Genomic DNA, 26901 nt, shown 5'->3' with positions numbered 1-26901 from the left:
ATAGGGGTAATTTTTTTTTGTTTATAATTGTGTTATATTTTATTACCTGATGCCTGACCCCTAAAACTGCACGTTTAATCCAAAGCTAACTGTGCGGGTTACAGGGTAAGTACCGCCATCAACGCCACCAGTGCCTACTTCGGGATCCATACCGCTGTATTTGGTGAAAGTATACAGATTTTGGCAAGACAGATATATGCGCAACATATCGGTGTGGAATTTTTGAGTAACCTCTTTAGGAAGCGTATAGCCCAAAGTTACGTTTTTGATGCGCAAATACGAACCATCTTCTACAAAGCGGGTAGAGTGACGCGCATTTTGGTTAGGGTCGCCATAGATAGCACGTGGAATACTATTGCTAGTGCCCTCGCCAGTCCAACGGTCTTTTACTTTGGCAATTTGGTTTTGTGGTACCGACATTCCCTCTTGCCATATACGATTGGCATTGTAGATATCGTTGCCTGCTACGCCTTGTAAAAATATTTGTAAATCAATATTCTTGTAGTTGAAGTTGTTGTTCATAGAGAACGTCCATTCAGGGAACGGATTACCGATATAAGTACGGTCATCGGCATTGATGACCCCGTCGTTGTTGAGGTCGCGGAACTTCACATCACCAGGCGCGGTACCGTTTTCCACTTGGGTAGCATAGTTGTCCACCTCGCTTTGGTTTTGGAAAAGTCCGTTCATTACATAGCCATAGAAAGAATTTACAGGGTGACCCTCGGAGAGGATTTGCAATTTGGTGAGGAACGCCTCAAAACCAGTGAACAAAGGCACCCCATCGTTCATCTTCACAATTTTGTTGCGGTTGAACGATACATTTACATCAGTATTCCATTGGAAGTCCTTTTTATTTACATTCACTGATGATACTGTGAGCTCTACCCCTTTGTTTTCCACTTTACCGGCATTGATACTCGGCACATTGATATCCGAATAACCAGAACTTACCGATACTGCCATTGGCACCAACATATCGCTGGTGTTTTTGATATAAGCATCGAAAGTGAGGTTCAAGCGGTTTTTGAGTAGCGCGAGGTCAATACCCCCGTTGAATTGCTCTACCGTTTCCCATTTCACATTAGGGTTAGGCATTACGTGAGGATAAAGGGTAGAAACCAAATTATTGTTGAACACATATTGCCCTGTGCGCAATTTGGTGAAATAAGCATAGTTGTCAATACCGCCTTGATTACCCGTCATACCGTAACCCACGCGCAATTTCACATCGTTTACATAGTCGTTTTTAGGGAAGAAAGACTCATTTGATGCACGCCACGCCAAAGAGAAAGACGGGAAAGTACCCCAGCGGTTTTCTTTGGAGAAACGCGAAGAACCATCGCGACGCACCGTAGCAGTGAGCAAGTACTTATCAGCATAGGTATAGTTGAGTCGCCCGATGAAAGAGAGGATAGCCCAATCGTTCATTGTACCGCCTACCGTAGGGTTTTCCAAGCCTTTGCTGAGTTGGTTTTGCTGGTCGCTCAAGAAGTTGCTCACACTCGCATTGATTTTGCTATACACATTGTTTTGCGCACTGGTGCCCACCATTACATTGAGGAAGTGCTTTTGGGCAAAAGTATTGGTGTAGGTGAGTGTGTTATCCCATAGGAGGGTAGTGCTCTTGTTAGCATCTTGGTAGAGGTTAGAGAGCGGATTGGGTATAGGTTTCCAGTTGTATTTAGGTGAGAAACTGCGATTGTCCCAATATTTAAAATCGAGCCCTCCAGTAGTTTTGAATACCAAATGTTTCACAGGAGTAATCTCGGCAAAGATATTTCCCAAAATGTTATAGCCTTTGGTAGTGTTTTGTCCGTTGATAAGGGCAGTACCTATCACATTGCGGATATCGCTGTACTGATGGGCAGGCGAATCAGGACCAGAGTAGCTACCATCTTCATTGTAAATAGGTTGTGTAGGCAAAGAAGCCATTGCCATACGGATGTTGTAGTCGCCCGATTTCTTTTCGTCGTGGCTAAGGGTGAGGTTGTTGCCAAACTTAATCCACGGTTTTACGCGCGACTCACCGTTGAACTGCACTGTATAACGGCGGTAAGAAGTGTTGAGGATAATCCCATCTTGGTTGAACACCCCAGCTGATACGTAATAATTGCTCTTGTCGTTACCGCCTGAGTATGAAAGCGAATAGTTGCGCATAAAAGCAGGGCGGAAAAGCGCTTTAAGCCAGTTGGTGCCTTCACCCCAGTCCTCAGGATTGGCAAAATCAGGGCGTTGTGAAAGCGGACTCACCCCAGGGGTGCGGTTGTAGTTGGCAATCATTTCGTTGTGAAAAGAAGCAAACTCGCGGGCGTTGAGCATCACGGGTAAGTTGGTGGCTTGTTGGAGAGCAATATTGGTGCTGAACGACAGTTTGCCGTCGCCATTTTTTCCTTTTTTGGTAGAGATGAGTACCACACCATTGGCACCACGAGAGCCGTAAATGGCAGTTGCCGAAGCATCTTTTAGCACATCGATATTTTCTATATCATCTACGTTGAGCGCGTTGATACCGAGGTCGGTAGGTACACCATCGATAACCAATAGCGGTTCGCTGTTGTTAATCGTACTAATTCCGCGAATGCGAAAAGACACGTTGTCACCAGGTTTTCCCGCCGAGGTTACTTGCACCCCAGCAGCACGCCCTTGGAGCGCTTCCCCAGCGTTGGCAATAGGTTTCTCCTTGAGGGCTTTGTTAGACACCGAAGTAACCGCCCCCGTAAGGTCTTTCTTGCGGACAGTACCATAACCTACCACCACTACCTCGTCTAACTGCTCTTGTTCTTCTTTGAGCACGATAGTGAGTTGGTTTTGGTTGCCTACTGCTACATTTTGGGTGTGATACCCTATAAACGAAACTGATAGCGTGGCTTTAGCAGGTACTTCTATCGTGAAATTCCCATCGAAATCGGTAGTAGTACCCTTAGTAGTGCCTTTCACCACCACCGATGCCCCCAGCACGGGCTGGTGTTTTTCATCGATTACCTTTCCGCTAATCTTTTTGTTTTGGGCAGAAAGGGCGGTAGAAAGCAAGCTAAAAAGTAGTAGCAAGGTGAGCTTGCCAATACTGTTTAATAAAGTTCTTTGTTTTCCTTTCATCTTAGTTAAAAGTTAAGAGGTAAGAGTTTGTGCCTGACAACTGTCCCCTGACAACTGATACCTAATTCTGCCGCAAAGATAAAACGTTAAAGATATACTAAAACACAGGATAGTGAAAATATAGATAAGTAAAAATGTAGCAGTTTGATAAACAACAAAATAAAAAGAAAGCAAGAGCGAAAAATATAGAAAGAATGTAAGAGAATTACGAGAGACGAATGACGAATGACGAGAGACGAATGACGAGGGGCGAGTTATGAATGACGAGAGACGAATGACGAAATATAAAATAAGTTAAAAAATAGGATACAAATATATTTTTTTGTTATCTTTGCCCCGATGTCAGGTTTCAGGGGGTCAGGGGATAGGTTTTAGGGATCTGACTTGTCTGACACGTCCGACTTGTCTGATAATAAATTATAAACAACATTAAACATTATTTTTTAACCCCTCTTAACCAGATTGCCCCTCTCTCCTTGGGAGAGAGGGAACGGGAGAGAGGATAACACAAATATTATATGAAAAAACTAATCTTTTCGGCATTGGTTGCCACAGCATTATGCCTTTCCTCTTGCGGGAAAGACGACGACAACGGCGGAGGTAGCACTTCGCTCACTGGGGATTGGTATCTTTACAGTAATTTTAATGGTCTCAATGGAAACGGACGGAACTGGACAAGTTCTAACGATTGTGCTGAAAAAACTTATTATTCTATTTCGGATAAAAAAATAAAGCACGAATACTATTATTTAGAAGGTTCTGAGTGCAAATACTATCCTATATATTACGATTATACGGCTACTAATGGCGTTTTTAATATGACGGTTGCCAATGATTCACCTAACGTAAGAAAAGGAGCTAAAACCTCTATAAAATACGAAATGAAAGGGAAAGAGCTTTTTATATATTTAAAAAATAATCAACAACAGGAAGTAATAGAAATCCTTCGCAAAAAAGGGGTAGACTATAGTTACCTCGATCCTTTTGTAGGATATTGGATAATGACCAAAGCTACCGTAGGAAAAACGGAAGTGATAGTAAAGGAAGGAGAATGTTTGCAAGGTGCTGTAGTGAGTAGCTCCATAGGGTTTACAATATATCTTAATGTTCCTGAGCAAAACGGGCAATGCCAAAAAACTATCAATACCTACGAGTGGATAAAGGAAGGTGGTAAATATTACGATGTTACCAACCCCCAAAACAAAGTGGAATTGCCGCTTGTCTTTTCAGAGAATAACACCAAGCTTTCCTACAGCGAGCAAACCCAAAACGGCTTAGTAACCCTTTATTTTACCAAAGTAAAATAGGGGTCAGGTCTCAGGGGATAGGTTTCAGGAATCTGACTTGTCTGACACGTCCGACTTGTCTGATAAATTATAAACAACATTAAACATTATTTTTTAACCCCTCTTAACCAGATTGCCCCTCTCTCCCAAGGAGAGAGGGAACGGGAGAGAGGATAACACAAATATTATATGAAAAAACTAATTTTTTCGGCATTCATTGCCACAGCATTATGCCTTTCCTCTTGCGGGAAAGACGACGACAACGGCGGAGGAAGCACTTCGCTCAATGGGGATTGGTATCTTTACAACATTTATAATGACCCCGATGGTAATGGAAAAAGCTGGGCAATTTCTGGCAATTGCGCTAAAAAAACTTATTGGTCTATTTCCGATAAAAAAATAAAGCACGAATGGTATTATTCAGAGGGTCCTGAGTGCAAATACACTCCAGTGTATTACGATTATACGGCTACTAATGGCGTTTTTAATATGACGATTGCCAATGATTCTCCTAATGGAAACAAAGGGGGAACAGCCTCTATAAAATACGAAATAAAGGACAAGGAACTTATCCTTCGCTTTAAAAATAATCGCCAACAGGAAGAAATACAAGTTCTCCACAAAAAAGGGGTAGACTATAGCTATCTCGACCCTTTTATAGGACGTTGGATAATGACCAAAGCTACTGTCGGGCAAACGGAAGCTACTGTAAAGGAAGGAGAATGTTTGCAAGGTACTGTAGTGAGTAGCTCCATAGGGTTTACACTATATCTTAATGTTCCTGAGCAAAACGGGCAATGCCAAAAAACTATCAATACCTACGAGTGGGCAAAAGAGGGGGGCAAGTATTATAACATTACCAACCCCCAAAACAAAGAGGAGTTGGCACTTGTGTTTTCAGAAAATAACACCAAGCTTTCCTACAGCGAACAAACCCAAAACGGCTTAGTAACCCTTTATTTTACCAAAGTAAAATAGGGGTCAGGTCTCAGGGGATAGGTTTCAGGAATCTGACTGGTCTGACACGTCCGCCTTGTCTGATAAATTATAAAAACAACAAACATTTTTTTTAACCCCTCTTATCCAGATTGCCCCTCTCTCCTTGGGAGAGAGGGAACGGGAGAGAGGATAATACAAATATTATATGAAAAAACTAATCTTTTCGGCATTGGTTGCCACAGTATTATGCCTTTCCTCTTGCGGGAAAGACGACGACAACGGCGGAGGTAGCACTTCGCTCAAAGGGGATTGGTATTACCATACTGTGTATGGAGACTATAATGGCAATGGGAAAAATATCCGTTGGAGTACTCCTGATAATTGCGCCAAGCAGTCTTATCGCTCATTTTCAGATACCCAGATGAAGTTCGAATGGTATCGTAGGGATGGTTCTGGATGTAAATATACTCCTTTCTATTACGATTATACCCTTTCTAATGGTGAGATAATTCATAGTATTGCTAGCAATTCTCCTAATGGCACTAAAGGACAGAAAATGAATTCTTTTAAATACGAAATAAAAGGCAAAGAACTTATTTTGCGTTTTACAAATAATTTAGGTATTCCAGAAGTAGATATCCTTCACAAAAAAGGAGTAGACTATAGCTATCTCGATCCTTTGGTAGGACTTTGGGAACTTACCAAAATAGAAGCAGGAGGCACTACTTATCCTGCCGGTACTCCTGCTTGCTTTACAGGTAGTATAGTAGCGAGCTCTATAGGTTTTTCGCTCTACTATACCCTGCCTGAGAACAATACACAATGTCAAGCTGGAGAAGTGAAAAGCTACGACTATGTAAAAGAAGGAGGCAAATATTACAACGTTTCTAACGGACAAAAAGTACCTATCCCTTTTAGCTTTAGCAATAACAACCAAACACTTACGCTTAGCCTTGGAGGTACTACAATGTTCTTCCAAAAACAGTAATCAATTAATAAATTAGTTACTTTACTTTAAAAAAATCCCTTGCAGTTTGCACTGCAAGGGATTTTTTTACTTTTGAATAAAGTCGGTTTTATCAGAGTTATCCGACGAGTCTGACAAGTCTGAGGAGTCTGATGATGAACAGAAAGGTCTAATAAAACCGATAGCATTTTAAGCTGTCATTTGTAGTAAGTTACTAATTTCCTCGGCGTGGGTGCGGCAGTAGGACATCACAAAAGCGATGTAAGGCACAAATAATAGTATGCCCCACAACAAACCTTGTGCAAAACCTTTGTAATCACCGATGCGGTAAAGGGTGTAGCCTGCCCATAGCAAATTGAGCGTCATCGTGATATGCGACAGTTGGGCAAAGATATTGGCGCCACTCCACGTGAATGTGAAGAGTCCCATAGTGCCGAAATAGTACATCGGCAGGAAAGCAAGGGGTAGCCAAAAGCTCTTTTTGGTGAGCCAAAAGGCGATAAAGCAACCTAAATACACTAAGCTACTGGGTGAGCAAGCGTTATAGGCAAGCAATTGCACAAAGTTTACTTTCAAAGTGAAGAAGAAATAACCACTCCCTGAAAGTGTGAGCAATAATAAGAGGATTGCCAAAACAATCCCTACGGTTTTTTCAGTTTTTGTAAGAATCATAATGTTAAATTAGTAAATTAGAGAATTAGCAAATTCGTTAATTAATGGGGATATAGATTTCTGTTTTTAGTTTTTCTTCGGGAGTGCGGCGAGCGTCGTTGAGGTATTTCTCGAACATAGGCTCATCGCGCAGTTCGTATTCACTTTCTACTACCCAACGCATTGCAGCATCGCAAACGGCAGAAAGCTGACTGTAACTGCCTTGATAGAAAAAGACCGCATATTTGCCTCCAGCTAAGGTTTTGCAACTCACCTCTCCTTCGGGAACTGCAGGTTTGTGAATAGCCAAACTTACTTCCGAACGTTGGAGGGAGGCTTCAGTAATTTTAGGGTCGTCGTACGATACACATATCGACTCGATGCCTTTGGTAAATAGCTTTTGCGATTTTACGACAGCCCATAATTGTTCGTAGGCTTTGCCGTAGTCTAAAGAGCCATATCCGCCGGTAAGGGCTACATAGATGAGGTTTTTAGGCTCAAGTTCCATTATTTTAGGAGCTTTGAGAGCCAAATCGGGGTTGATGATTTCTTTTTTCATAATGTAGATATCTTTATTAGTTCTGTACTCGGTAGGGGTAATGCCATATTGGTTTTTAAAGGCTTTAGAGAGCGATGCAGGGGTTTCATAGCCTATATTGAAGGCAATTTGCTCTATAGGGAGAGTAGAGTAGCGCAGCAGTTGGGCAGCGGTTTCTATGCGCAAACGCGCGATAAAAGCAATAGGCGATTCACCTTTCAGCACTTTGAAAATCCTACAAAAGTGAAAGTGCGACAAGTGAGCTATATCGGCTAATGTTTTCAGTTCGATAGGCTCATCGAGGTGACGGTTGATGTATTCCGCCACTTTGTTGATGCGCTGGGTGTAATCGTTATGAGTTATGGATTTCATAGGGTGTAATTTGAATTTCTGGGGCAAAGATACAGCAGTTTTTTGAAGGGGACTTTTCCTATATTGCTTTATTGTTTGTTGTTACAATACAAGCTGTAGGAGGTCGGACAATGTTAAACAAAGTCAGACAACTCGGATAACTCGGACAACTCAGATAAGGCTGTCAAAAGTATCCTGTAATTCCTACCCCCTGACCCCTGACCCCTAACACCTAATATAGTGACAAAAAAGAAAGTATCTAAAAAGTGAATCAATGCACTTTTTAGATACTTTTATTTTATAGACTTTATCAAAGGTGCGAGCCGCACGGGCAATTAAGGACTTTGCCAAAGTGTAGCGACTAACTTCTGACACCTGATACCTGAAACCTAAGACCTTCCCTCTAAATCTCTCCTTTCTTCATTTTTTCAAAATTGGTTTCAATCTCTGATTTTTCATCGTCGCCACCATATTCAGCTTTAGGAAGATTTTTAACAGCTTTTTCTTGTATTTCTAAGGCTTTTTGCTTTTCACCACGTGCGTACAAGAGGTGGGCAAAAGTGTCTAAATAATAAGAATTTTCGGGTTCTAATTGTACTGCCGAACTCGACCATTGGAAAGCCTCATTCAATTTATCGGGGTTTTGTTTGTGCTCTTCAAACACTTTCCAAGCAATGTTGTTGGCGCGATTTGCAAAACGCATTTTGTAGTATTTCCAACTGTTCTCATCATCGCCTTCCGAAAAAGCCTTGTCTAATGCAGCGATGAGATTGCTGTCCTTTTGCAATAGATTTTTGTAGTATTCACCGAAGTAAGCTGCTGCTTCATCTACATTGTTTTCATAGAGAAAATCGATGTAGTTATCGGCAGAGAAGAGTTTCTTTTTCAAACCTTCTTTATAAACAGTTTTTACGGGTTCAAAGAGTTTTTTGTCGTTGAAAACGATACGGTCGAGTTGGTTAGAGAGCTCACCATAACGCACTTCTATGATTCCTTTGTTCAAACGTTCGTTATAGCCCATATAGTTGTCGTCGTTACCTTCAATTTTTTTGTTGTAGGCTTTGATATCATCGGCGAATTTCACCAAATAAGCAACCGCATCTATATCGGCGGTAGTAGCGGGTTTTTCGGCGTTGAAAATGCGGTAGTAATAGTTGCTTTCGGTATTGTTGAGAGAGAGCAAGAAAGCGTACTCAGGGTCGAGTTTAGTGTCCTTTTTATGAGCGTTTACCACGCGTTCCCATTGGGCGATTGCCTGATCAGGGGTGAGTTGCATTTGGTAAATACCTTTGGGATTCTTGAGATTAGAGAAATAATCTTCGGCTTCTTGCGCAATATAGTCAAAAGCTTCTTCCTCATTGCTATCGCCGGTTTTTTGTTCCGGACGATTCTTTGCTAATAAATACACACGCTGACTGTCCTTTTTGAGGAAAGTGGTGAAAATGTTTTGCAGTTCTTTTACGGGTAGTTTAGGGTTACTCAAGGCTTTATCGAGCGCGCGTGCCATTGCAATAGTGCTGAAACGGGCTACATTTTCGTTAGAAGTAAAGAGCTCATCGCTGGCAACCTCACTGATGGTTGCGGGTTGTGAATAGAGCACATTGCCTGCAACGTCTAACAGAACTACTTGGTTACCTGCAGGAACTCCTTTAGCTTTGAGGGTTTTGAGGTCTTTGGCAGTAGCCAAATAGAACTCGTAAGGATAAAGCGGACTGTTATCGTCATCATCGTAGTTGTAGCCACTACCATCTTCTTTGTATTTAGCGAAGAAATCATCAAATTCAGCTTTTGCTTTTGAGTTGTCGGGTTGCTGGAACACTACCACTAAACGACTTTGTTTATCGGCTGAAGCGAGGGCAGCATTGAGGTTTTTAGGCACCGAAACTACGGCTTTGGCTTTTTCTTTGGCTTTTTTATCGGGGTCGTATCGAGGGATATCGCGTTCTTTTTCAAAGTCGATGAAGTGAGCCCATTGACTTACATTTTCTTTAGAAGCGACAGGTACTTGGTTAGGATTGGGTTTGTCGTTTGGTTTGCTAAAGACAATGGCATTGCTGCTATTGCCTTCCGAAACCGAAATAGTTTGTTTGTCGGGATTGTAAACCCCGTTGAGGTTAAAGGAATTACCACCTGCTAAAACAGCGATTTCCACAGCATTTGTATCTTTGCCAATAGGGAATTTTTGGATGTTTACTTCCTTGTTTTTGCTGTAGGCAGCTTGGTGAGCATCAACTAAGTAGAGATTAGCAGTACGGGGTACTTCAAAACTTTCGAGCACATAGTAAGTCTCGCCATTGCTATCCTTTTTTTCTTCAATATTCTCTAAAGAATCGATTTTGTTATAAACGCATACGTACTCCACTTCTCCTTTGGCGTTTTCATACCCTATGTAGAGATAACGCGGATCGACACCCGTGCGAGGCGGTGTTTTGAGGGTGATTTGCAATTGCTGACTGTCGCTTTGTTTTTTCTCAACAACAAAAGAAGAGGTTTGAGGTTGAAAAAGTATTTTTTTATCTTTGAGAACGTACTCGCCCGAGGTAGCAATCAGTTCGTAAGTGCCGTTGGGGAGGAATCTCAATTCTAAAGCATTGCCAAGAGAGTTAGCTTTATAATTTCCTGAAGGAATGGGGGTTTGCGCAGCCAAAGAGAGGGGCAAGAGCGCTAATAAGGGGAGTACTTTCATTTTTAGATATAAGTTAATAAGTTAAGAGTTAAAAGATAAAAGAGTCTATCAAAAAGTGAGCCAGATACTTGCTACTATAATCTTGTTTTAGGTAATAGGGTGTTTTTGATGCTGCTCACGCTGAAAAATATGTAAGGTATGATTACTATCTAAGATATACACCTTATTTTCTGAGACTTTTAAATCTCTAAGGCGAGTAAAACTATCATCTCTTTCCACGACTGCAATAGGCTCTGAAACATAGATAATTTCCTTGGTGTTGATGTCTAAAACACCAAATTGTAATTCTTTATCATTATAAAAATACAATAAATCTTCTTGTAGACTTGTATTCCCACTAACTCCATATTTCTTTAGGTTCATTTTCTCCATTTTATCCCACATACCATATAGCATAGGAGTTATTTTTTCTTTATTGAGGTCTATTTCAAAAAATCTGTCAGCTATTAAACCGATAATTATTTCTTTTTTTCATCCAAAATAAACTTTGCACGATAAAAAATGTAAAACTCTTCACTATCTACATAACTATCGACTTTGCCTAATAAATTCCCCTTGGGTATCCATAGAATACGATGTTTCAATTCCCCAGTTTGAATATCTAAACCAATAAATCCACCTCTTTCTATATAAACCCAAAGAATATTGTTATATATTCCTACAAATTGCTCTACTTCATAGTCAAATTCTTCATCTGTATTGTAATCTTTACCTTTACCAAGAGAAGCAAGAGGAAACTCCCATAGATGTTCTTTCTTTTGAATAGAAAAGGCTCTGATAGATGTTTTATCATTGAAACTGTTTAAACTTTTTCCTATAATAAAGTAAAAGTTCCCAAATTTAGTGATTTTGTGTTTGAGAGATTTCAGGAACTTTGGGCAAAGATACAATAAATAAATGGATTATACCCTTCTTACCTCTTATCTCTTATCTCTTCTAAGTCTTCAATATAAATTATACCTATATCAAAAGTATCTTTCTTCCCATAAATATCTTCTTGAAATTGTTTTGTTTTAGAAATATCAAACACCTTTAGCAGGGTGTCTCTTTTGATATAAAAAGTAAACTGTTGCATTAGTTTCATTGTTTGTCTATTGTTATCCCTATAACCTTTGATAAAAAAATATCCTTTACTATCAGTCGTTATATTTGAAGGTGATTTTGCATAAAATAATTTTTTATCTACATAAATGAATGCATTTTGAATAGGCGCATTGTCTATTTTTGAATACAAATATCCTTTTACATAGGGTCTTATCAAATAACCTCTACCATAATAACAACCGACAATTATAAAAAACAATATAAAAATTACTTTGTTAGCCATAATAATCCTCTTAAAATAAAATTTGTAGCTCATGCTATTACAATCACAATTATCAATACAACCCCACACTTTGCCAAAGGTCGTAGCACGACGAGCAATTAAAACTTTAGCAAAGTGTAGTGACGCAATTTTTCAATTCTTAATTCATATTATAAATCAAGCGTTTTATCAGTAAGTGTATCTAAAGATAAATACACACGTGCATATTCTTTCCCCTTTGGAGTAAGATAATACAAAATTTGTTGTTTCCATCCTTTCTCATCAGTATATTTAACTATTTTGTTTTGAGAATAGGTAAAACCTAAAGAAAGGAAGAAAAAGAATGTTGTTAAGACATAAAGATTTCTCATTTTTTAATTCTTTTTTCAATATTATTTTCTGACTTCCAAAGGTTTTTTCCTTCTATAAACCTATGGATATCTACACGACCTAAGTTGAGGTAATCTTCCATAAATAGTTGAATTTCTTCATCTTCTATATAATTATTCTGGTTACTGATAGTCTGTATATAACACTGTTTGAGTTTTCTCTGGTTATACAAAAGAAAACACTGATTGAGTTTTTCAGCATTATTATTCAAAACCTTCAACTTACTCTCATAAATATCAAAAGTGTTTTTTAGCACTTCCTTATTTAACAAACGGGTAAGCGCTGAACAGCGATTGTAGTAATCTATATATTCAGCAAAAAACAAATCTTCTTCTTTTTCTAAAACACTGCTAATACAATGGCACAGCCCTAAATATTTAAACTCTCCAAAAGATTCCTTATCTTTTTTAAATTTTGTAACAACCTTTACGAATAAATCATTCTCTATTCTTGTAGTTTGTGCTTGTATTTGAGTATGTAGAATTATCAATAATAAAATTAGGATTGTTCTCATTGTTTTTTTATTCTAATAGACTTTATCAAAGGTGCGAGCCGCACAGGCAATTAAGGACTTTGCGAAAGTGTAGTGACTCACCTGAAACCTATTCCCTGACACCTGAAACCTATTCGTAAATCCCACTCGCTATGGCAAAGGTTTGGGTATGTGCTCGCAGAATGGAGGTGAGTCGCGGGGAATACCCTCCTCCCATTGAGCATTGTACAGGCAGTTGATACCGATGACACGTTTCAAAAACAAGGCGATCGCGTTCACCGCAACCTTCTACGGTAAGTGATAACTTACCTAACTTATCGGTTGCCAGCACATCCACCCCTGCTTGATAAAACACAAAATCAGGTTGATGGGTTTCTATGAGCTGCGGCAAAACGCTGCGCAATATATCTAAATAGGTTTTGTCATCTGTGCCATTGGGTAGGGCTATATCTTTATCCGATTGTTCCTTTTCAAAAGGGTAATTACCTTCTGCGTGCATTGAAAAGGTAAAAACTTCGGGGGTGTTTCTAAAAATTTCGGCAGTGCCATTGCCTTGATGTACATCTAAATCTACAATGAGTACCTTTTTCACCGTTGTGTGGTGTAGCAAATAAGCGGCAGCGATAGCTTGATCGTTGAGCATACAAAAGCCTTCCCCGCGGTTTGAAAAAGCGTGATGCGTACCCCCTGCTATATTAAAGGCGACTTCTCTCGTACGCAATGCCCACAAAGCGCCTTCTACAGTGCCTTGCACTAAGGCAAGTTCGCGATCTACTAACTGCTGACATTGTACAAAGCCAATGGGTAGTGCTTCTTTATGTGAAAGTGTTAAGTGTAAGAAATTGTGTAAGTAAGGTTGCGTATGCACCAAAGCAGCTGTAGCTTGGGTAGCTTTTTCAGGAGTGTGAAAGTTGGTCGCGCTGGCAATGCCTTCATAGAGGAGTTGTTGAGGCAAGAGGGCATACTTTTCCATTGGAAAACGATGGTTTTCGGGCACTGGATGATTGTATAATGGGTGATAGGCGATGTACATTATTTTTGTTGCTTTTTCCATTCTTCTTCACTTAAGGGTTGATAACCCGGACCGCAACTACCTTCATATTCACATTCTGATAAATAATATTCGGCATAAGCGGCTTTATCCCACCATTCTTTAAACTTTGGCAGACCGAAATACTGTTTTTCCTTTAGCCAACGGTCATCTCCATTTAAAAAATAACGCAATCGCCCCATCGGAAAATAAATGATTTTATAATGATAATCTTCTCGGCGGTAGTTATCTAAGTCGTATTGTTGGGCAAAATAGGCTATATGGGCTAAAATTTGGATGTATTCATTTTCAGTAAGTTGTTCTTTTTTAGATTCTTCATCGGCGGACATATCGTTCCCTAAATAGTTGATATAACCATCTAAACCATTTGATATTTCGGCTATTGCTTCTGTACTATATAGGTTTCTTAAAATTTTAAAGGTATTCAGATGTATTTTCACGCCACCAGTCTTGCAGTTTTTTGTCCAAAAAAGTCTGCCGTAATCTTGAGGGTTATCCTTTTCGTAGTGAGTGTTTTTGATTGCCCATTCCAAGAGTTTTTCATCTTCAGTATAACCTATTTTTTTCACCAATTCACTCATAAAATAAGCATCGTTTGCTATAAGCCATTGGAAAGAAGCCTTATCATCGTTGAATAGATATTTGTTGCGATGTACTAATTTATCAATATTTTTCTCTCGTTGCTCTTTCAAATCGGGGATTTGTTGCCATTGGTAAACTTCATAACGTTCTTCACCATCTTTGTCTTTTAGAAGGCGTGGCATTTTTTGTTCTAAGGCGTATAAATCGGGGTAAAGCGCTTGGTAGTCTATCAGTTCTGGAATAGCGTAGAGTTCGGTTATAAAATGTTCTTTTTTACTGAGATAGTACGAATAAGGGGTAATATCTACCGACTTGTCATTTCTATAGTAGCTAATTTGCTTCTCACAAGGGATTTCGGTTTGCACATACAAGAAAGAAGTAGGTAGTTTAGGGTCTATTGTCCTGCCAAAAATCTTCTGTACACGTGCTATAAATTCCTGTTCTGTAGGAAACTGATAGCCTTTTTTCTGCAATATTTCTTTTGCCAAAGGAAAAGTAACTTCCAAATCGTTTTTACCATATTTATAGAGTTCTGCATCAAAGGAACCGTCTACAAGTACTGAAATTCCGTTTTCCAATTGGGCTTTCAAGCAGTTGTATAAGGCAGGAGTTTTTTCAAACTGAAAGTTGATAGTCTCTTCCTGAGATGTAGTGCCAGAGGGCTTTTTTTGCTCACAAGCTATGGCACAGCAAATGAAGATTAAAAAAATAAGGTGTTTCATAAAATTAGAAAATTAGCAAATTGGTAAAGAGACTCATCGAACGGGGCGGACAAGTCGGACAGGGCAGACCCTGAAACCTAACACCTGAAACCTATCCTCTGACCCCCTACGCCTTCTCATTCCAGTAGTAGCTATCGGGGTAGATGCGCTGACCGAAGATAGCGGTACCTACTCGCACAATAGTAGCGCCTTCCTCGATAGCGGTTTCGAGGTCACCGCTCATTCCCATTGAAAGCTCTTTGGGGTCTACATTGGGGAGGTTAAGGGCAATAATATCCTGCTGGATGCGTTTGAGGAGTTGAAAGCAGGCGCGCACCTTTTCGGTTTCGGCACTAAACAAGCCTATTGTCATCAGTCCTTTGATGTGGAGGGTAGGCAGGGTTGCCACTTGTTTTACAAGGTCGAGCACTTCGGAAGGGTCGGCACCGAATTTACTTTCCTCATTAGAGGTATTCACTTGGATAAAGATATCGAGTTCTTTGCCCTCATTAGCGAGGCGATTGTGGAGTTTTTGGGCTAAATCAAGGCGATCTACCGATTCTACACAACTCACTTCATAGCGCAATATTTCTTTGATTTTATTGGTTTGCAAATGACCGATAAAGTGATTCGTATGAGGGGTATCTTTCAGGGCTTCGTACTTCTCTTTAAGTTCCTGCACTTTGTTTTCGGCGATGAGGGTATATCCTGCCTCAAGTGCTATTTTGATGCGTTCAGGAGTTACAGTTTTGGTGGCTAAGAGGAGTTTTACCTCCTCGGGTTTGCGACCTACCTTAGCACAGGCTTTGGCGATGCGTTGTTGTATTAATTCGATGTTTTGCAGAATGTTTTCCATTATTTTTGTGTTTCTTAATAATATTCAATAGTGCGTTTAGCGGTACTTTTGAGTTTGCCGTTTTCGTATTTCTTTATTTCAATAGCACTACCGTGAGTGTCGTATTGGTACTCGTAGGTAATTTTTGTTTCCTTTTTGTCGGCGTTTTGCGAAAGAACTGTAGTTGCAAAACCTCGACTATTATAAGTGTAAACATTTTTAGTTATAGGAAGAGGGTCATCATCTTTAAAAACTTCTTTAGTTATCAGAAATCCCTCTTTGTTATAGGTAATGACTTGTTTTACATTTATTATTTTATCATCAGCTACAAGAGTTAATTTGCTATCTTTAGGATCGTAGTGATAATAAACTTTTACTTTTTCAGTGTCATTCAGTTGCATTTCCATTTCAATAGGAAAGCCTTTTTTATTTAATTTTACCACATTCCCATCAATCTCCTTTCCTTCTTGATTATAAACTATAGTAGTTGCTACGGCTCCTTGACGCTCAAAAATTGTTTTAAATACTTCATTAATAGGTTCTCCTTGCAATGTTCGTGTTTCGCTTTTGGTTATAAAACCATCCTTACTAAAAGAATAGAAAACAGTATCAATAGCACTAAAAAAAGGTGCTTCATATTCAATAATTTCCTTCACATTTTTCACTTTTCCATTCAACTGATGTTGCTGCACATCTGTTATCAATCTAAAATTCTGTGCCTTTACACTGAAAAAGCATAAACTGACAATCATAAGAAGCAATAGTTTCATAGTAAGAATGCCCATCAAGGGTTGAAAAGTTAAAAAAATAAAAAGTTGCCTGATAAACCAGACTATGGCGACAAAAGTAGTAAAAATATCTCATATTTGCTAATTTACCAATTATTTACTACCTTTGTCGCTCATATTAAAATTTTTTCAGTTGAAAACACTACGTACTTACGAAGATTTTAAAGCCATTGTTTTTCACAAAAAACAAGTAGCGATTAGCAAAGAAGCTAAACATTTGATTGAGGAGAGTTATAACTTTCTAAAAGAATTTGCCAACGATAAAATTATCTATGGCGTAAATACTGGTTTTGGTCCTATGGCTCAATATCGCATAGAGCCTGAAGACCAATTGCAATTGCAGTATAACCTCATCCGTAGCCACGCTTCAGGCTGTGGAGAAGTATTTGATATAAAAACGGTACGCGCAGCGATTCTCTGTCGTTTGAACAGTCTTTCTCTTGGTAAATCGGGGGTGCATATAGAGGCTATTGAGCTGATGCGCGACCTATTGAACTACCGCATTACCCCGCTTATCTTCCAGCACGGTGGTGTAGGCGCCAGTGGCGACCTCGTGCAGTTGGCTCACCTCGCCTTAGTACTCATAGGCGAAGGCGAAGTGTTCTACAAAGGCTTGCGTCGCCCAACGGCTGAAGTATTTGCCGAAGTAGGCATCAAACCGCTACAAATACACTTGCGCGAGGGTCTTTCGCTGATGAACGGCACATCGGTAATGACGGGCTTGGCAGGGGTGAATTTGTATTACGCTGAAAAACTATTGGACTGGACAGTAAAATTCAGCTGTGCTATCAATGAATTGGTACAGACTTATGACGACCATTTTTCAGAAGAGCTCAACAACGCCAAACAGCATACCGGTCAGCAGGATATCGCTAAGCTAATGCGCGAGTTTCTCGCCGACAGTAAGCGCACCCGCAAACGCGCTGAACACCTTTACCAAGGGGAGCACAACGAGACTGTTTTCAAAGAAAAAGTACAAGAATACTATTCATTGCGCTGTGTGCCGCAGATATTAGGTCCTGTGTTAGACACTTTGCAACACACCCAGCGCATTGTAGAAGAAGAACTCAACTCGGCTAACGACAATCCTATCGTGGATTTGCCTACCCAGCAGGTGTATCACGGGGGTAACTTCCACGGCGATTATATTTCCCTTGAAATGGACAAGCTCAAGCTCGTGGTTACCCGTATGGCAATGCTCGCCGAACGACAACTCAACTACCTATTGAATCCTAAAATCAACGAGCTCTTACCGCCGTTTGTGAATGCGGGCAAGCTGGGCTTTAACTTCGGTATGCAAGGGGTGCAATTCACTGCTACCTCTACCACTGCCGAGTGTCAAACCCTCTCTACCTCTATGTATGTGCATAGTATCCCGAATAATAACGACAATCAGGACATTGTGAGTATGGGTACCAATGCCGCAACGCTCACCCGCAAGGTGATAGAGAACGCTTTCCAAGTACTCGCCATTGAAGCGATTACCATTGCACAGGCTATTGATATCTTAGACTGTTATGACGAGCTTTCGAGCACTACCAAAGAATGGTATAACGAAATAAGAAGTATTATTCCGTTCTTCAAAGAAGACTTGGTGTTTTATCCTTATTTGAAGGATATGGTATCGTGGTTGAAAAAATAGAACAATCAGACGAGTCTGACTTGTCAGACTTATCAGACAGAAAAACTAAATAAAAAAACAAATGAGAAAGTACGCTATCATTACAGGCGGTTCGCGAGGCATAGGGCGCGCTATATGCGAAAAACTCGCGCAAGACACCGATTATCACCTACTCATTACTTACCAAAGCAATGAGATAGCTGCCCTTGAAACCCTCGGTCATATCAAAAAATTAGGGCGCGAGGGAGAGATTATTCGCTTTGATGTTTCTAATCACGAAAGCACCGTAAAAGCACTTACCCAATGGCAACACGACAATAAAGACGCTGTGGTAGAGGTGATTGTGAACAACGCGGGTATCAATCGCGACGGACTCTTTATGTGGATGCCCCAAGAGGATTGGAGCAAAGTAATCTCTACCACCCTCGATGGCTTCTACAACGTAACAAACTTCTTTATCCAAAAAATGTTACGCCATCGCTACGGACGTATTATCAACATTTCATCGGTATCGGGGGTAAAAGGAACTGCAGGGCAAACGAACTACTCGGCTGCTAAAGGGGCTATCATTGCTGCTACCAAAGCCTTAGCTCAAGAAGTAGCGAAACGACATATCACTGTAAATGCTATTGCCCCAGGGTTTATCCGCACCGATATGACTTCCTCTCTCAACGAAGAAGACCTCGTAAAACTGATTCCTGTAGGGCGTTTTGGCGAAGCTGAAGAAGTAGCCGACCTCGTGTCGTTTTTAGTGTCTAAAAAAGCCTCGTATATCACCGGAGAAGTGATCAATATCAACGGGGGAGTATATAGTTAAGTGAAAAGTGAAAAAAGCTGTTCAGTTGGATACTGAACAGCTTTTTCTTATTTGCTAATTTGCTAATTTGCTAATTATAAATTACCTATCGTATGAAAAGAATCTTTAATTTTTTAGCGGTGCTTTTAAGTATAAGTGTGCTGTATTCTTGCCATTCTAAAAAAGCTTTAGCTACCTCTTCTACTACTTCTGCTGTAGAAAATCAGCAAATGGCCGACGATGATGACGAAATTTTTCAAGTTACCAAACCTGAACCTTTGGATTTGATTCCTGTTACTCCTCCTAACTATCCTGAACGATACAAAAAATGGGGATACGCTAACCTCAAAGGAGAAATGGTCATCCCTGTATCATTTGCCGATGCTTACTATTTTCGAGAAGGATTGGCTATAGTCATTTCTCCTGAAAACAGAGTAGGGTTTATCGATAAAACTGGTAAATACAAAATCCCCGCTCAATACATCAGTGCTACTTACTTTTCTGGCGGACTCGCTTTTGTTGTGCCAGAAGGAGGCTTCCCTACCTGTATTGACAAAGAAGGAAATGTTAAATTTTCATTGAAAGATGCGCATAGTGCCGACCAATTTTTTGACGGTATTGCTTTGTTTTCAGTAGTTGATAAAGAAAAACTTAAAAAAGATAAATACCACAATCAGGACGACAATCTCAAATGGGGCTGGATCAACACCTCAGGCGAAGTAATCATTCCCGCTCAATTTGAGGATGCTAACCAGTTTTCCGAAGGCTTATCCCTTGTGAAAAAAGATGGTAAATGGGGCTATATCAACCAAAAAGGTGAGATGGTCATTCCTCCCAAATTTGAAGATGCAGGTGATTTCTTTTCCAATAGAGCTTTTGTACAAGAAGAAAAAGACGGTCTTTACGGCTATATCAACCGAAAAGGTGAATACGTTATCGCTCCTCAATTCAAAAAAGCTAAACCCTTTAGCAATGGCTTGGCGATTGTGGAGATCGACTGGCAAGACCCTAAATGCATTGACAGATCAGGTAAGGTAGTGATTGATGCTATATCTTATGACAATGACTCTATCCCCCTTAATATTGAAAATTTCAGCAGTAACCTTGCTACCTTTAGATACTATAGAGATAATATGGGGTGTATTGACAGAGAAGGCAAAGTAGTGATCAAACCTAATTTTAGGCGCATTGCTCCTTTCTATGGCGATATGGCCTTTGCTACTAAAGAATATCTATGGGGCATCATCAATAAAGAAGGACAATTTATAGTGCCTGAAAAGTTCTATGAGGTAAAAACAAGAATTACTGAAACTTATGGTGCTCGATCCGATTATTACGATGTGAGTGATTTTGTAGATAAATTCTTTAGCGGCTTCAAATCGTTAGCCAACCCTAATAAAGTAACTGATAAAAGTAAAAAAATTACAGATGTCATTTCTATTCAAGAGGTAAAAGCGCGTTCTAAAGCTATGGTCTATAGCATCAATTTCAGAGATACAAAACTACACACAGGAAAATCTATTATTAACCAAATGAAAGAACGCCTTGAGAAAGAGTTCAACGCAACCATAACCGAGCACAAAGTTTCACCCAATGCACAGTGGCATTATGAAGTATATGCTACCAACACCTTGCATTTTGCTTTCTTTGATGATGTGAGTCGTTGGGATTACCTCATTGAAGTTTGGGTAGCTCCTACAAAAAACGACCTGATAAAAGCCATCAATGCAAATAAAAAATAAACCCCTAAAATGAACAAAGAAGTATTTACCGCTCTACAGAACAAACTCAAAGTAGGCAACCGCCGTGGCGTGCACCTCAACGCTATTCCTGCTGCTTCGCGCTATAAATTTGATATTGCACGACTTTCGGCTATCTTCAAAAGCTTGCCCGAACGCTTTATCCTCGACCTCCTTACCCTGCGCAACCTCAACTTTTCGTTTTCTATTCACGATACCGAAAGTACTGATATAGACCGCCGTAGCGCCTCTTCCGAGAGCCGTAACAACAGCTTTGAACGCAATCCCGCCCTCGAAAAACTCGTAGATAGCATCGAAAACCTGATGTTCCAAAGCGAGGTTATCACTTCCGAAAAGGGGGTGAACACACTAGGCTTTGGCTTCCCCATACTGTTGCGCCGCGATATGGGCGACGGACAGCTCACAGCTGCGCCTATCCTAATTTGGTCGGTGAAGATAAAGCCGGCTACCCAAATGAATACGTGGGTGATAAGCCGCAATGAGGACGACCCTATCTACCTGAACGAGGTGCTCACCAACCACCTGCAAAACGATTCGGGCGTAAGCCTTAAGCCTATCCCCGACGAGATGCTGGAAGACGGAAAAATCGATAAACCTGAACTGCACTCTATTTGCTCGGATATCCTCAACCAACTGAAAGTTACCCAAAACTTGGATTTCCTGCTGAACAACTATACCGAGATTCTCCCTCTAAAAACCAAAGCGGAGTACGAAGAACTTTTGCCTAACAAAGGTGATGCCTTTATTGAAAAATGCGGCATCCTCTCCCTCTTTGAAGTCCAAAAACAGAATATCGTCAACGATTACGAATCGCTGAAAAAGGAATTTATACCTTTGCAGACAACAGCCAACGAACAATTCCAATCGCTAAGTGCTATTGAAACCGACCCCTCTCAACAGTCGATTTTGGAATCGCTGAAAAGTCAGCAGAAAATACTTATTCAAGGTCCTCCAGGTACGGGCAAGAGCCAAACGCTCACGGCAATTCTCATCAATGCTTTGGAAAACAAACAGAAAACATTAGTAGTCTGTGAAAAGCAAACTGCCCTCGAAGTACTCTACAACGCCTTGCAAAACAAAGGTTTGGGTAAGTATTGCACAATGATAAAAGATGCTATTGCCGATCGCAAGCTCATTGTAGACGCCGTGCGTAACCATATTGATAATGCCGAGTTTAAAAAAGAAACACCAGCCTTCCCCGAAAATCTCCTTGCCGAACAAGTGCAAGCAATGCGCAAAATCACAACGGATATCAATGCTATTCACCACAAACTCAACCAACCGCTCCTCAACCAACTGTCGTGGACAGATGTAATGGCGGAGCTAATGCGCTACGAAACAGATAGAGAAGAACTCGACCTCTCGGCTTTCTCTTTTCAATTTACCGATGAAGAGTTTACCTCTCTCGCACCCCTTTGGCAACAAGGTGAGGCGCTCTATCAGCGGTATGCACCCTACGCTCAAAATCATCTGTTTAACCCCCAAAAACTCACCGCTACCAATCTGTTTAATACCCAGCAACAACTCGCCGAAGCCTTCAAGCAATACGCACAACAATGGGAGGTTATCCAGCAGCAGATAGCCATTTATAAAGCCTATTACTTGCACAAACGCAAAGAAGAATTTATACAACAGTTGGATACCTTAGCGCAATATCGCAATGAGTATGAGCTGATTACCGCTACCCTCCCCCCTACTTCACCTGTGTATCAACCTGAGGTTACTAAAGGATTCTTCTATAAACTCTCGGCACTCTTTTCTGCTGAGAAAAAGCAGGTGCTGAAAACCCAAAAACGCTTACAAGAACTCTGTACAGCGATTAAAGCGATCAGTTTGCACCGCAATTTTTCGTCGATTGCTATTTCGGATAACTTATTGCTCAACAAAACTGTTATCGCCGAATACACTCCTGCCATTGCGCAAGCGCAAACCGATTTCGACAGCAAAGCCAATGCTGATTTCACTGCCTTAGACCTGCTGAATTATTACGAACGCTCATTTGTAAACGCCGATTTAGACAAGCTCACAAGCGAAGTAAAATCGCTTAAAAACCGCATAGAAGCTGATAGTTGGCTCGACTCCCTCAATTTTGGCAATACCTTTGCCGAGTTTGAAGCCTTTATCACCCGTAGTTTGGCGACCTACAACAGCTATCAAGCCGACCCTGCACAACCTTTGGTAGCTCAGTACGAGTGGTTTGCATTCTTCCAATCGCTCAACGATTTCCAAGAGCGCATCGTTTTATCACTTACCAAAGTAACGCATTGGGAAGCCTCTTTCCTCCACGCTTATTACACCTTGCTCTTGCAACGAAATGCCGATGACACGCTAAACTTCAACGAGCGCGATTACGCCGATTTTAAAAAGAAAGTACACTACTTCGCCTCTGCCCAAAAAGATTTTATCGAGGGCTACTGGAATACCCAGCAACGCAAAGCTGTAAAAACGTTTGAAGAGACTAACAAAGAGCTCACTGTGGCGAACCTCTACAACAAACGCAAAAGTGAAAAACACAACCGACTTACTTTGAGACAAATAGCGATGAGAGACACCGACCTCTTTACGAGTTTCTTCCCTATTATCCTCACCACCCCCGATGCTTGTTGCAATCTGTTTGAGGGCAAGAATTTCTATTTCGACAATGTAGTGTTTGACGAGGCAAGTCAGCTGAAACTCGAAGACAATCTGCCGGCTATGCTCAAAGGCAAGACGATTATCATCGCAGGTGATGAACACCAAATGCCGCCGTCTAACTACTTTAGCAAAGTATTCGACGGTACTGCCGAAGATGACGATGATAACGAGGAAGAAGATGAAGTGCTCACCTACAAAAACGCGATGCTAAACATAGAGTCGCTCTTGGATTACGCTTTGGAATATCAATTTAGTAAGAACCATTTAGATTTTCACTATCGTTCTAAACACTCTTATCTGATTGATTTTTCTAACCACGCTTTCTACAACGCCCGATTGCGTCCGCTACCCAGTACCGAAAGTCGTATCCCTATCCATTTCACTCAGGTAAATGGCACTTTTGATGAGCATATCAACCGTGAGGAAGCCGCCGAAGTGTTGCGTATCCTCTCAGAAATAGAACCTCGCGCCGACGGTAGTTACCCATCGGTGGGGATTGCGACCTTCAACATCACTCAGCGCAACTACATACGCAAACAAATACTCCAAAAGCAAAACGACCCTACTCAAACGGCTTTCCGCGAGAAAATCAACGCCTTAGAGCAAGCGGGACTCTTTATCAAGAACTTGGAGAACATACAAGGTGACGAGCGCGATATCATCATCTTATCGGTAACTTATGGCAAGAAGAAAGGCGGCAAGTTCGTACAGAGTTTTGGTCCGCTGAACTTCTCCAAAGGCTACAAACTGCTAAACGTGATTATCACCCGCGCCAAGGAACAGATATACGTGTGTAACTCTATCCCCGAAGAATTGTTAGCTACCTATAAAGAGGCTTTAGCGCAAGAAGGGGCTAACAACCGCCGCGCTGTGCTCTACGCCTACCTCGCCTACGCTCGTGCCGTAAGCGACGGCAATGATGCTCTTCGCCGTGAAATCCTATCGGAACTCGACCTCTACGGACACAAACACACCGATGTTGACCAGCAAAGTAAAAGTGCTTTTAAAGAACAAACCTACTGTCAGCTCAAAGAAAAATACCCCGACCAACGTATTACAATGGACTACGAGTTTGGTGGGTATACTATCGATATTTTGTTAGAGCCCAAAGAAGGCAAGCCCGTAGCTGTAGAATGCCTCAGCAAACCCCTTTACAACAACGATTTAGCCTATTTAGAAGACCTGCACAAGGAAAAAATATTGCTCAACGCCGGCTTTGACTACAAAAGAAAATGGGCGAAATGATAATGACGAATGACAAATGACGAATGACGAGGGACGAGAGGTATCCATTATGTAGGGGCGTTTTGCAAACGCCCACATAATAAAACTTTTCGGACGCCCCTCTAAAAACAAGCCTAATTATTCGCAACCTATTTTTATATTGACTATAAATTAATCCTATAATGAAACACCTCTTTTTAACACTATTACCCCTTTTTGCTTTTGGTCAAAACGATTCTATACCTATTGCGCCACCTCCTCCCCCTCCTATGCGGATAAGAGTGATAAGCGACATCGTTCGAGACCAAGAAAAACTATTAGTCGTGCTCTCTCAACCTAACGACAAGAAAAGGTCTAAACATTACGACGATTATTGGAACGACTATATAGAATCACACCCTAACGACCAAGATTTAGAAGGCAAAAAACCTATTTACTACTACTTTTTTTACTTAGTAGATGAAATTGACGACGCTCAATGGCTCAAAAAAAACAACATTCCTACTGATAAAAACGTGTATGCTGTATGTGATTATGATGGTGACGTAATGTATTATAAAGAAGCTACTATACCCGAAATACATCGCAAAAAATTGTTCTATGACAATACTGAAGCTGAGGTGCGCACTACCGCCACTGCTCGTCTTATCGACAAAGTGCTTACCAACCCCCAAGCTCCTATAGAGGATGTAGAAAACGTTTTTCACAAAATGGTGACCAACAACTATGATTTACAACTACAAAAGGTAGAAAATTACACCTTAAAGCTAACCCCTAAACAACTGCGCTGGCAGTGGAAACGATTAGTGGAAGCTCATTATCGCGATAGAAAAATAAATGAGGAATATACTCGTTTGCTCATACGCAACTACACTACATTCTACAACCAGAATTTCCTGCAAATTATCTTTCACACCGAATACATCCCTGATGCTACCGACCTAAAGGCAATGGCTTACTTTATCAAATTCTATGAAGAAGCTGTAAAAATTCCTGATACTGAGAGACTATTTCTTTATAGTTATGATCTCTATGAGTTCTTTCAAAAACTCACCACAACCCATCGCGAGTTACTACCCGATATAGAGATTGTTACTGCCGAAGCCAAAAGAAAAGGAATTATAGATTAACGTCAGTTTTATATAAAATCAACAAGAAATGAGACTAACTGAGCAAAAATAAACTTGTCTTGGTGAAAATATGGAATAATTTATGAGTATAGACATTAGATTAAAAAAAGTATTGCAAAAAATCAATTTTGAAAAAAGATATTTAGAAATATGTAATAAATATTCTGATTTTCAAAATAGTATAAATAGTAAATCAATTTCAGATATTGATTTATTATTAAATCAAATGGAAGTAAAATTTAAATATTCCAAAAAAGAATGTTTTTTTAAAATAGAAGACAAGAGTAATTTAATAACAATTGGGTTTAATATAATTCCTTATATTGGAGCTTTACAATTTGTGTGGAGTGTTAAACTAAATAAACAAATGCTTGAACTAAGTTGGGGAGTTTGGGAAAGTATTTTAGAGGAAATGTTGAACAAAAGTTTTGAGATAAGACCAAGACCTTATTACTCAAATTATCAAGATTTAGAAGAAATTCTAACTGAAGCCTTTGCTATTTACGAAGATTTCAAAATTGAAGTCTTAAAAGTAGACTGGGAATAATAAGATTCAGACCTGAATAAGTATGGAATTAAATAAAAAAGAATTAGAGATTTATGAAAAAATAAATCTCTATAAAAGGCACTACGCTCTTAGTGTTCAGAATAATTATGAGAACACATTTGAGAATTACTCTAATGAAGAAGTTTTAAAAATTGTAAAAGAATTAGGATATACAGCTAAATATAAAAAGAAAGAAAACTTCTTTCAGATTTTAGAACCTATAAATGAAATTAATTTCTATTTTCATTTTTCATTAAAATATGGAAAGGTTGAAGTTATAATGTATTGGGAAAGTAAGAAAAATAAAGCCATATCAGGAGGAGGCCCTTTTTCAAGAATATGTAAGTTAATAACAATCAATAAAGGAAGAGAGTTTGAAAAAATTAAATATGCTCGTTTTAGAAATTATGAAGATTTAAAAAATGTTCTTAGAGAATATTTCTTAATCTATGAAGATTTTAAAACTGAAGTCTTAAAAGTAGATTGGGAAAAAGAATCTTAGCTTTGTTATAAAAGCAGAAGCAGG

At 40.0% G+C, this 26901-nt stretch carries 23 protein-coding genes; 10 read left to right on the top strand and 13 right to left on the bottom strand.

Features of this window, described 5'->3' with window-relative positions; genetic code table 11:
* Nucleotides 1-60: 60 nt before the first annotated feature.
* On the bottom strand, nt 61-3099 hold the full coding sequence (locus I7X29_RS08035; RefSeq protein ID WP_198473871.1) for a SusC/RagA family TonB-linked outer membrane protein: 3039 nt from the start codon (nt 3097-3099) through the stop codon (nt 61-63).
* A 518-nt stretch (nt 3100-3617) separates the two neighbouring features.
* Between I7X29_RS08035 and I7X29_RS08030 the strand changes: the two genes are divergently transcribed.
* The 3 genes from I7X29_RS08030 (at nt 3618) to I7X29_RS08020 (ending at nt 6312) form a co-directional block, all read left to right on the top strand.
* On the top strand, nt 3618-4406 hold the full coding sequence (locus I7X29_RS08030; protein WP_198473869.1) for a lipocalin family protein: 789 nt from the start codon (nt 3618-3620) through the stop codon (nt 4404-4406).
* A gap of 168 nt (nt 4407-4574) precedes the next feature.
* Nucleotides 4575-5363, top strand: coding sequence for a lipocalin family protein (locus I7X29_RS08025; RefSeq protein WP_198473867.1), 789 nt, complete (start codon nt 4575-4577; stop codon nt 5361-5363).
* A gap of 166 nt (nt 5364-5529) precedes the next feature.
* Entirely contained in the window at nt 5530-6312 is a 783-nt protein-coding gene (locus I7X29_RS08020; protein WP_198473865.1) for a lipocalin family protein, read from the top strand.
* Nucleotides 6313-6480: 168 nt separating this feature from the next.
* On the opposite strand, the gene I7X29_RS08015 is transcribed toward I7X29_RS08020, so the two are convergent.
* From I7X29_RS08015 to I7X29_RS07965, 12 genes are all read right to left on the bottom strand, one after another.
* On the bottom strand, nt 6481-6963 hold the full coding sequence (locus I7X29_RS08015) for a hypothetical protein (RefSeq protein ID WP_198473863.1): 483 nt from the start codon (nt 6961-6963) through the stop codon (nt 6481-6483).
* Between the two features lie 37 nt (nt 6964-7000).
* Nucleotides 7001-7852: an AraC family transcriptional regulator gene (locus tag I7X29_RS08010; RefSeq protein ID WP_198465884.1), complete on the bottom strand. Its 852-nt coding sequence runs from the start codon at nt 7850-7852 to the stop codon at nt 7001-7003.
* 382 nt (nt 7853-8234) lie between these two features.
* On the bottom strand, nt 8235-10517 hold the full coding sequence (locus I7X29_RS08005; protein WP_198473861.1) for a hypothetical protein: 2283 nt from the start codon (nt 10515-10517) through the stop codon (nt 8235-8237).
* Nucleotides 10518-10604: 87 nt separating this feature from the next.
* Nucleotides 10605-10913: a hypothetical protein gene (locus I7X29_RS15415; protein WP_225883701.1), complete on the bottom strand. Its 309-nt coding sequence runs from the start codon at nt 10911-10913 to the stop codon at nt 10605-10607.
* Nucleotides 10914-10975: 62 nt separating this feature from the next.
* Complete coding sequence (locus I7X29_RS15410) at nt 10976-11407, bottom strand: hypothetical protein (RefSeq protein ID WP_225883700.1); 432 nt, start codon at nt 11405-11407, stop codon at nt 10976-10978.
* A 23-nt stretch (nt 11408-11430) separates the two neighbouring features.
* Nucleotides 11431-11844, bottom strand: a complete 414-nt coding sequence (locus I7X29_RS07995) for a hypothetical protein (protein WP_198473859.1) — start codon at nt 11842-11844, stop codon at nt 11431-11433.
* A gap of 149 nt (nt 11845-11993) precedes the next feature.
* Nucleotides 11994-12194: a hypothetical protein gene (locus tag I7X29_RS07990; RefSeq protein ID WP_198473857.1), complete on the bottom strand. Its 201-nt coding sequence runs from the start codon at nt 12192-12194 to the stop codon at nt 11994-11996.
* Nucleotides 12191-12727, bottom strand: coding sequence for a hypothetical protein (locus I7X29_RS07985; protein WP_198473855.1), 537 nt, complete (start codon nt 12725-12727; stop codon nt 12191-12193). The genes I7X29_RS07990 and I7X29_RS07985 overlap by 4 nt, the downstream gene beginning before the upstream one ends.
* 109 nt (nt 12728-12836) lie before the next feature.
* Nucleotides 12837-13739 (bottom strand): histone deacetylase family protein, encoded by a 903-nt coding sequence (locus I7X29_RS07980; protein ID WP_198474080.1) that lies wholly within the window; start codon nt 13737-13739, stop codon nt 12837-12839.
* Entirely contained in the window at nt 13739-15061 is a 1323-nt protein-coding gene (locus I7X29_RS15405; RefSeq protein WP_225883699.1) for a hypothetical protein, read from the bottom strand. The genes I7X29_RS07980 and I7X29_RS15405 overlap by 1 nt, the downstream gene beginning before the upstream one ends.
* 106 nt (nt 15062-15167) lie before the next feature.
* The gene (locus I7X29_RS07970) at nt 15168-15896 is read right to left on the bottom strand and encodes a YggS family pyridoxal phosphate-dependent enzyme (protein WP_198473853.1); all 729 of its coding nucleotides are present in this window, start codon (nt 15894-15896) and stop codon (nt 15168-15170) included.
* A 14-nt stretch (nt 15897-15910) separates the two neighbouring features.
* Nucleotides 15911-16645 carry a hypothetical protein gene (locus I7X29_RS07965; RefSeq protein WP_198473851.1) on the bottom strand — a complete coding sequence of 245 codons (735 nt, stop codon included), beginning with the start codon at nt 16643-16645 and terminating at the stop codon, nt 15911-15913.
* Nucleotides 16646-16796: 151 nt separating this feature from the next.
* On the opposite strand from I7X29_RS07965, the gene I7X29_RS07960 reads away from it, so the two are divergent.
* The 7 genes from I7X29_RS07960 (at nt 16797) to I7X29_RS07930 (ending at nt 26877) form a co-directional block, all read left to right on the top strand.
* Complete coding sequence (locus I7X29_RS07960; protein ID WP_198473849.1) at nt 16797-18305, top strand: HAL/PAL/TAL family ammonia-lyase; 1509 nt, start codon at nt 16797-16799, stop codon at nt 18303-18305.
* A gap of 61 nt (nt 18306-18366) precedes the next feature.
* The gene (fabG, locus tag I7X29_RS07955) at nt 18367-19101 is read left to right on the top strand and encodes a 3-oxoacyl-ACP reductase FabG (RefSeq protein WP_198473847.1); all 735 of its coding nucleotides are present in this window, start codon (nt 18367-18369) and stop codon (nt 19099-19101) included.
* 92 nt (nt 19102-19193) lie between these two features.
* Nucleotides 19194-20822: a WG repeat-containing protein gene (locus tag I7X29_RS07950; protein ID WP_198473845.1), complete on the top strand. Its 1629-nt coding sequence runs from the start codon at nt 19194-19196 to the stop codon at nt 20820-20822.
* A 9-nt stretch (nt 20823-20831) separates the two neighbouring features.
* A complete protein-coding gene (locus I7X29_RS07945; protein WP_198473843.1) occupies nt 20832-24719 on the top strand; it encodes a DEAD/DEAH box helicase in 3888 nt (1295 codons plus the stop codon).
* Nucleotides 24720-24880: 161 nt separating this feature from the next.
* Nucleotides 24881-25828: a hypothetical protein gene (locus tag I7X29_RS07940; protein WP_198473841.1), complete on the top strand. Its 948-nt coding sequence runs from the start codon at nt 24881-24883 to the stop codon at nt 25826-25828.
* 82 nt (nt 25829-25910) lie between these two features.
* Nucleotides 25911-26375: a hypothetical protein gene (locus tag I7X29_RS07935; RefSeq protein WP_198473839.1), complete on the top strand. Its 465-nt coding sequence runs from the start codon at nt 25911-25913 to the stop codon at nt 26373-26375.
* Between the two features lie 22 nt (nt 26376-26397).
* Nucleotides 26398-26877, top strand: a complete 480-nt coding sequence (locus I7X29_RS07930; protein WP_198473837.1) for a hypothetical protein — start codon at nt 26398-26400, stop codon at nt 26875-26877.
* Nucleotides 26878-26901: the final 24 nt, after the last annotated feature.

Source organism: Capnocytophaga periodontitidis, assembly GCF_016126015.1.
In the GTDB taxonomy this organism is placed as follows: Bacteria; Bacteroidota; Bacteroidia; order Flavobacteriales; family Flavobacteriaceae; genus Capnocytophaga; species Capnocytophaga periodontitidis.
This window is presented reverse-complemented; position numbering and strand designations above follow the sequence as displayed.

What these genes read in the sequence shown, in the direction of transcription:
- I7X29_RS08035 (WP_198473871.1), bottom strand. Translation starts at nt 3,099, where the DNA reads ATGAAAGGAAAACAAAGAACTTTATTAAACAGTATTGGCAAGCTCACC.
- I7X29_RS08030 (WP_198473869.1), top strand. Translation starts at nt 3,618, where the DNA reads ATGAAAAAACTAATCTTTTCGGCATTGGTTGCCACAGCATTATGCCTT.
- I7X29_RS08025 (WP_198473867.1), top strand. Translation starts at nt 4,575, where the DNA reads ATGAAAAAACTAATTTTTTCGGCATTCATTGCCACAGCATTATGCCTT.
- I7X29_RS08020 (WP_198473865.1), top strand. Translation starts at nt 5,530, where the DNA reads ATGAAAAAACTAATCTTTTCGGCATTGGTTGCCACAGTATTATGCCTT.
- I7X29_RS08015 (WP_198473863.1), bottom strand. Translation starts at nt 6,963, where the DNA reads ATGATTCTTACAAAAACTGAAAAAACCGTAGGGATTGTTTTGGCAATC.
- I7X29_RS08010 (WP_198465884.1), bottom strand. Translation starts at nt 7,852, where the DNA reads ATGAAATCCATAACTCATAACGATTACACCCAGCGCATCAACAAAGTG.
- I7X29_RS08005 (WP_198473861.1), bottom strand. Translation starts at nt 10,517, where the DNA reads ATGAAAGTACTCCCCTTATTAGCGCTCTTGCCCCTCTCTTTGGCTGCG.
- I7X29_RS15415 (WP_225883701.1), bottom strand. Translation starts at nt 10,913, where the DNA reads ATGCTATATGGTATGTGGGATAAAATGGAGAAAATGAACCTAAAGAAA.
- I7X29_RS07995 (WP_198473859.1), bottom strand. Translation starts at nt 11,844, where the DNA reads ATGGCTAACAAAGTAATTTTTATATTGTTTTTTATAATTGTCGGTTGT.
- I7X29_RS07990 (WP_198473857.1), bottom strand. Translation starts at nt 12,194, where the DNA reads ATGAGAAATCTTTATGTCTTAACAACATTCTTTTTCTTCCTTTCTTTA.
- I7X29_RS07985 (WP_198473855.1), bottom strand. Translation starts at nt 12,727, where the DNA reads ATGAGAACAATCCTAATTTTATTATTGATAATTCTACATACTCAAATA.
- I7X29_RS07980 (WP_198474080.1), bottom strand. Translation starts at nt 13,739, where the DNA reads ATGTACATCGCCTATCACCCATTATACAATCATCCAGTGCCCGAAAAC.
- I7X29_RS15405 (WP_225883699.1), bottom strand. Translation starts at nt 15,061, where the DNA reads ATGAAACACCTTATTTTTTTAATCTTCATTTGCTGTGCCATAGCTTGT.
- I7X29_RS07970 (WP_198473853.1), bottom strand. Translation starts at nt 15,896, where the DNA reads ATGGAAAACATTCTGCAAAACATCGAATTAATACAACAACGCATCGCC.
- I7X29_RS07965 (WP_198473851.1), bottom strand. Translation starts at nt 16,645, where the DNA reads ATGAAACTATTGCTTCTTATGATTGTCAGTTTATGCTTTTTCAGTGTA.
- fabG (WP_198473847.1), top strand. Translation starts at nt 18,367, where the DNA reads ATGAGAAAGTACGCTATCATTACAGGCGGTTCGCGAGGCATAGGGCGC.
- I7X29_RS07950 (WP_198473845.1), top strand. Translation starts at nt 19,194, where the DNA reads ATGAAAAGAATCTTTAATTTTTTAGCGGTGCTTTTAAGTATAAGTGTG.
- I7X29_RS07945 (WP_198473843.1), top strand. Translation starts at nt 20,832, where the DNA reads ATGAACAAAGAAGTATTTACCGCTCTACAGAACAAACTCAAAGTAGGC.
- I7X29_RS07940 (WP_198473841.1), top strand. Translation starts at nt 24,881, where the DNA reads ATGAAACACCTCTTTTTAACACTATTACCCCTTTTTGCTTTTGGTCAA.
- I7X29_RS07935 (WP_198473839.1), top strand. Translation starts at nt 25,911, where the DNA reads ATGAGTATAGACATTAGATTAAAAAAAGTATTGCAAAAAATCAATTTT.
- I7X29_RS07930 (WP_198473837.1), top strand. Translation starts at nt 26,398, where the DNA reads ATGGAATTAAATAAAAAAGAATTAGAGATTTATGAAAAAATAAATCTC.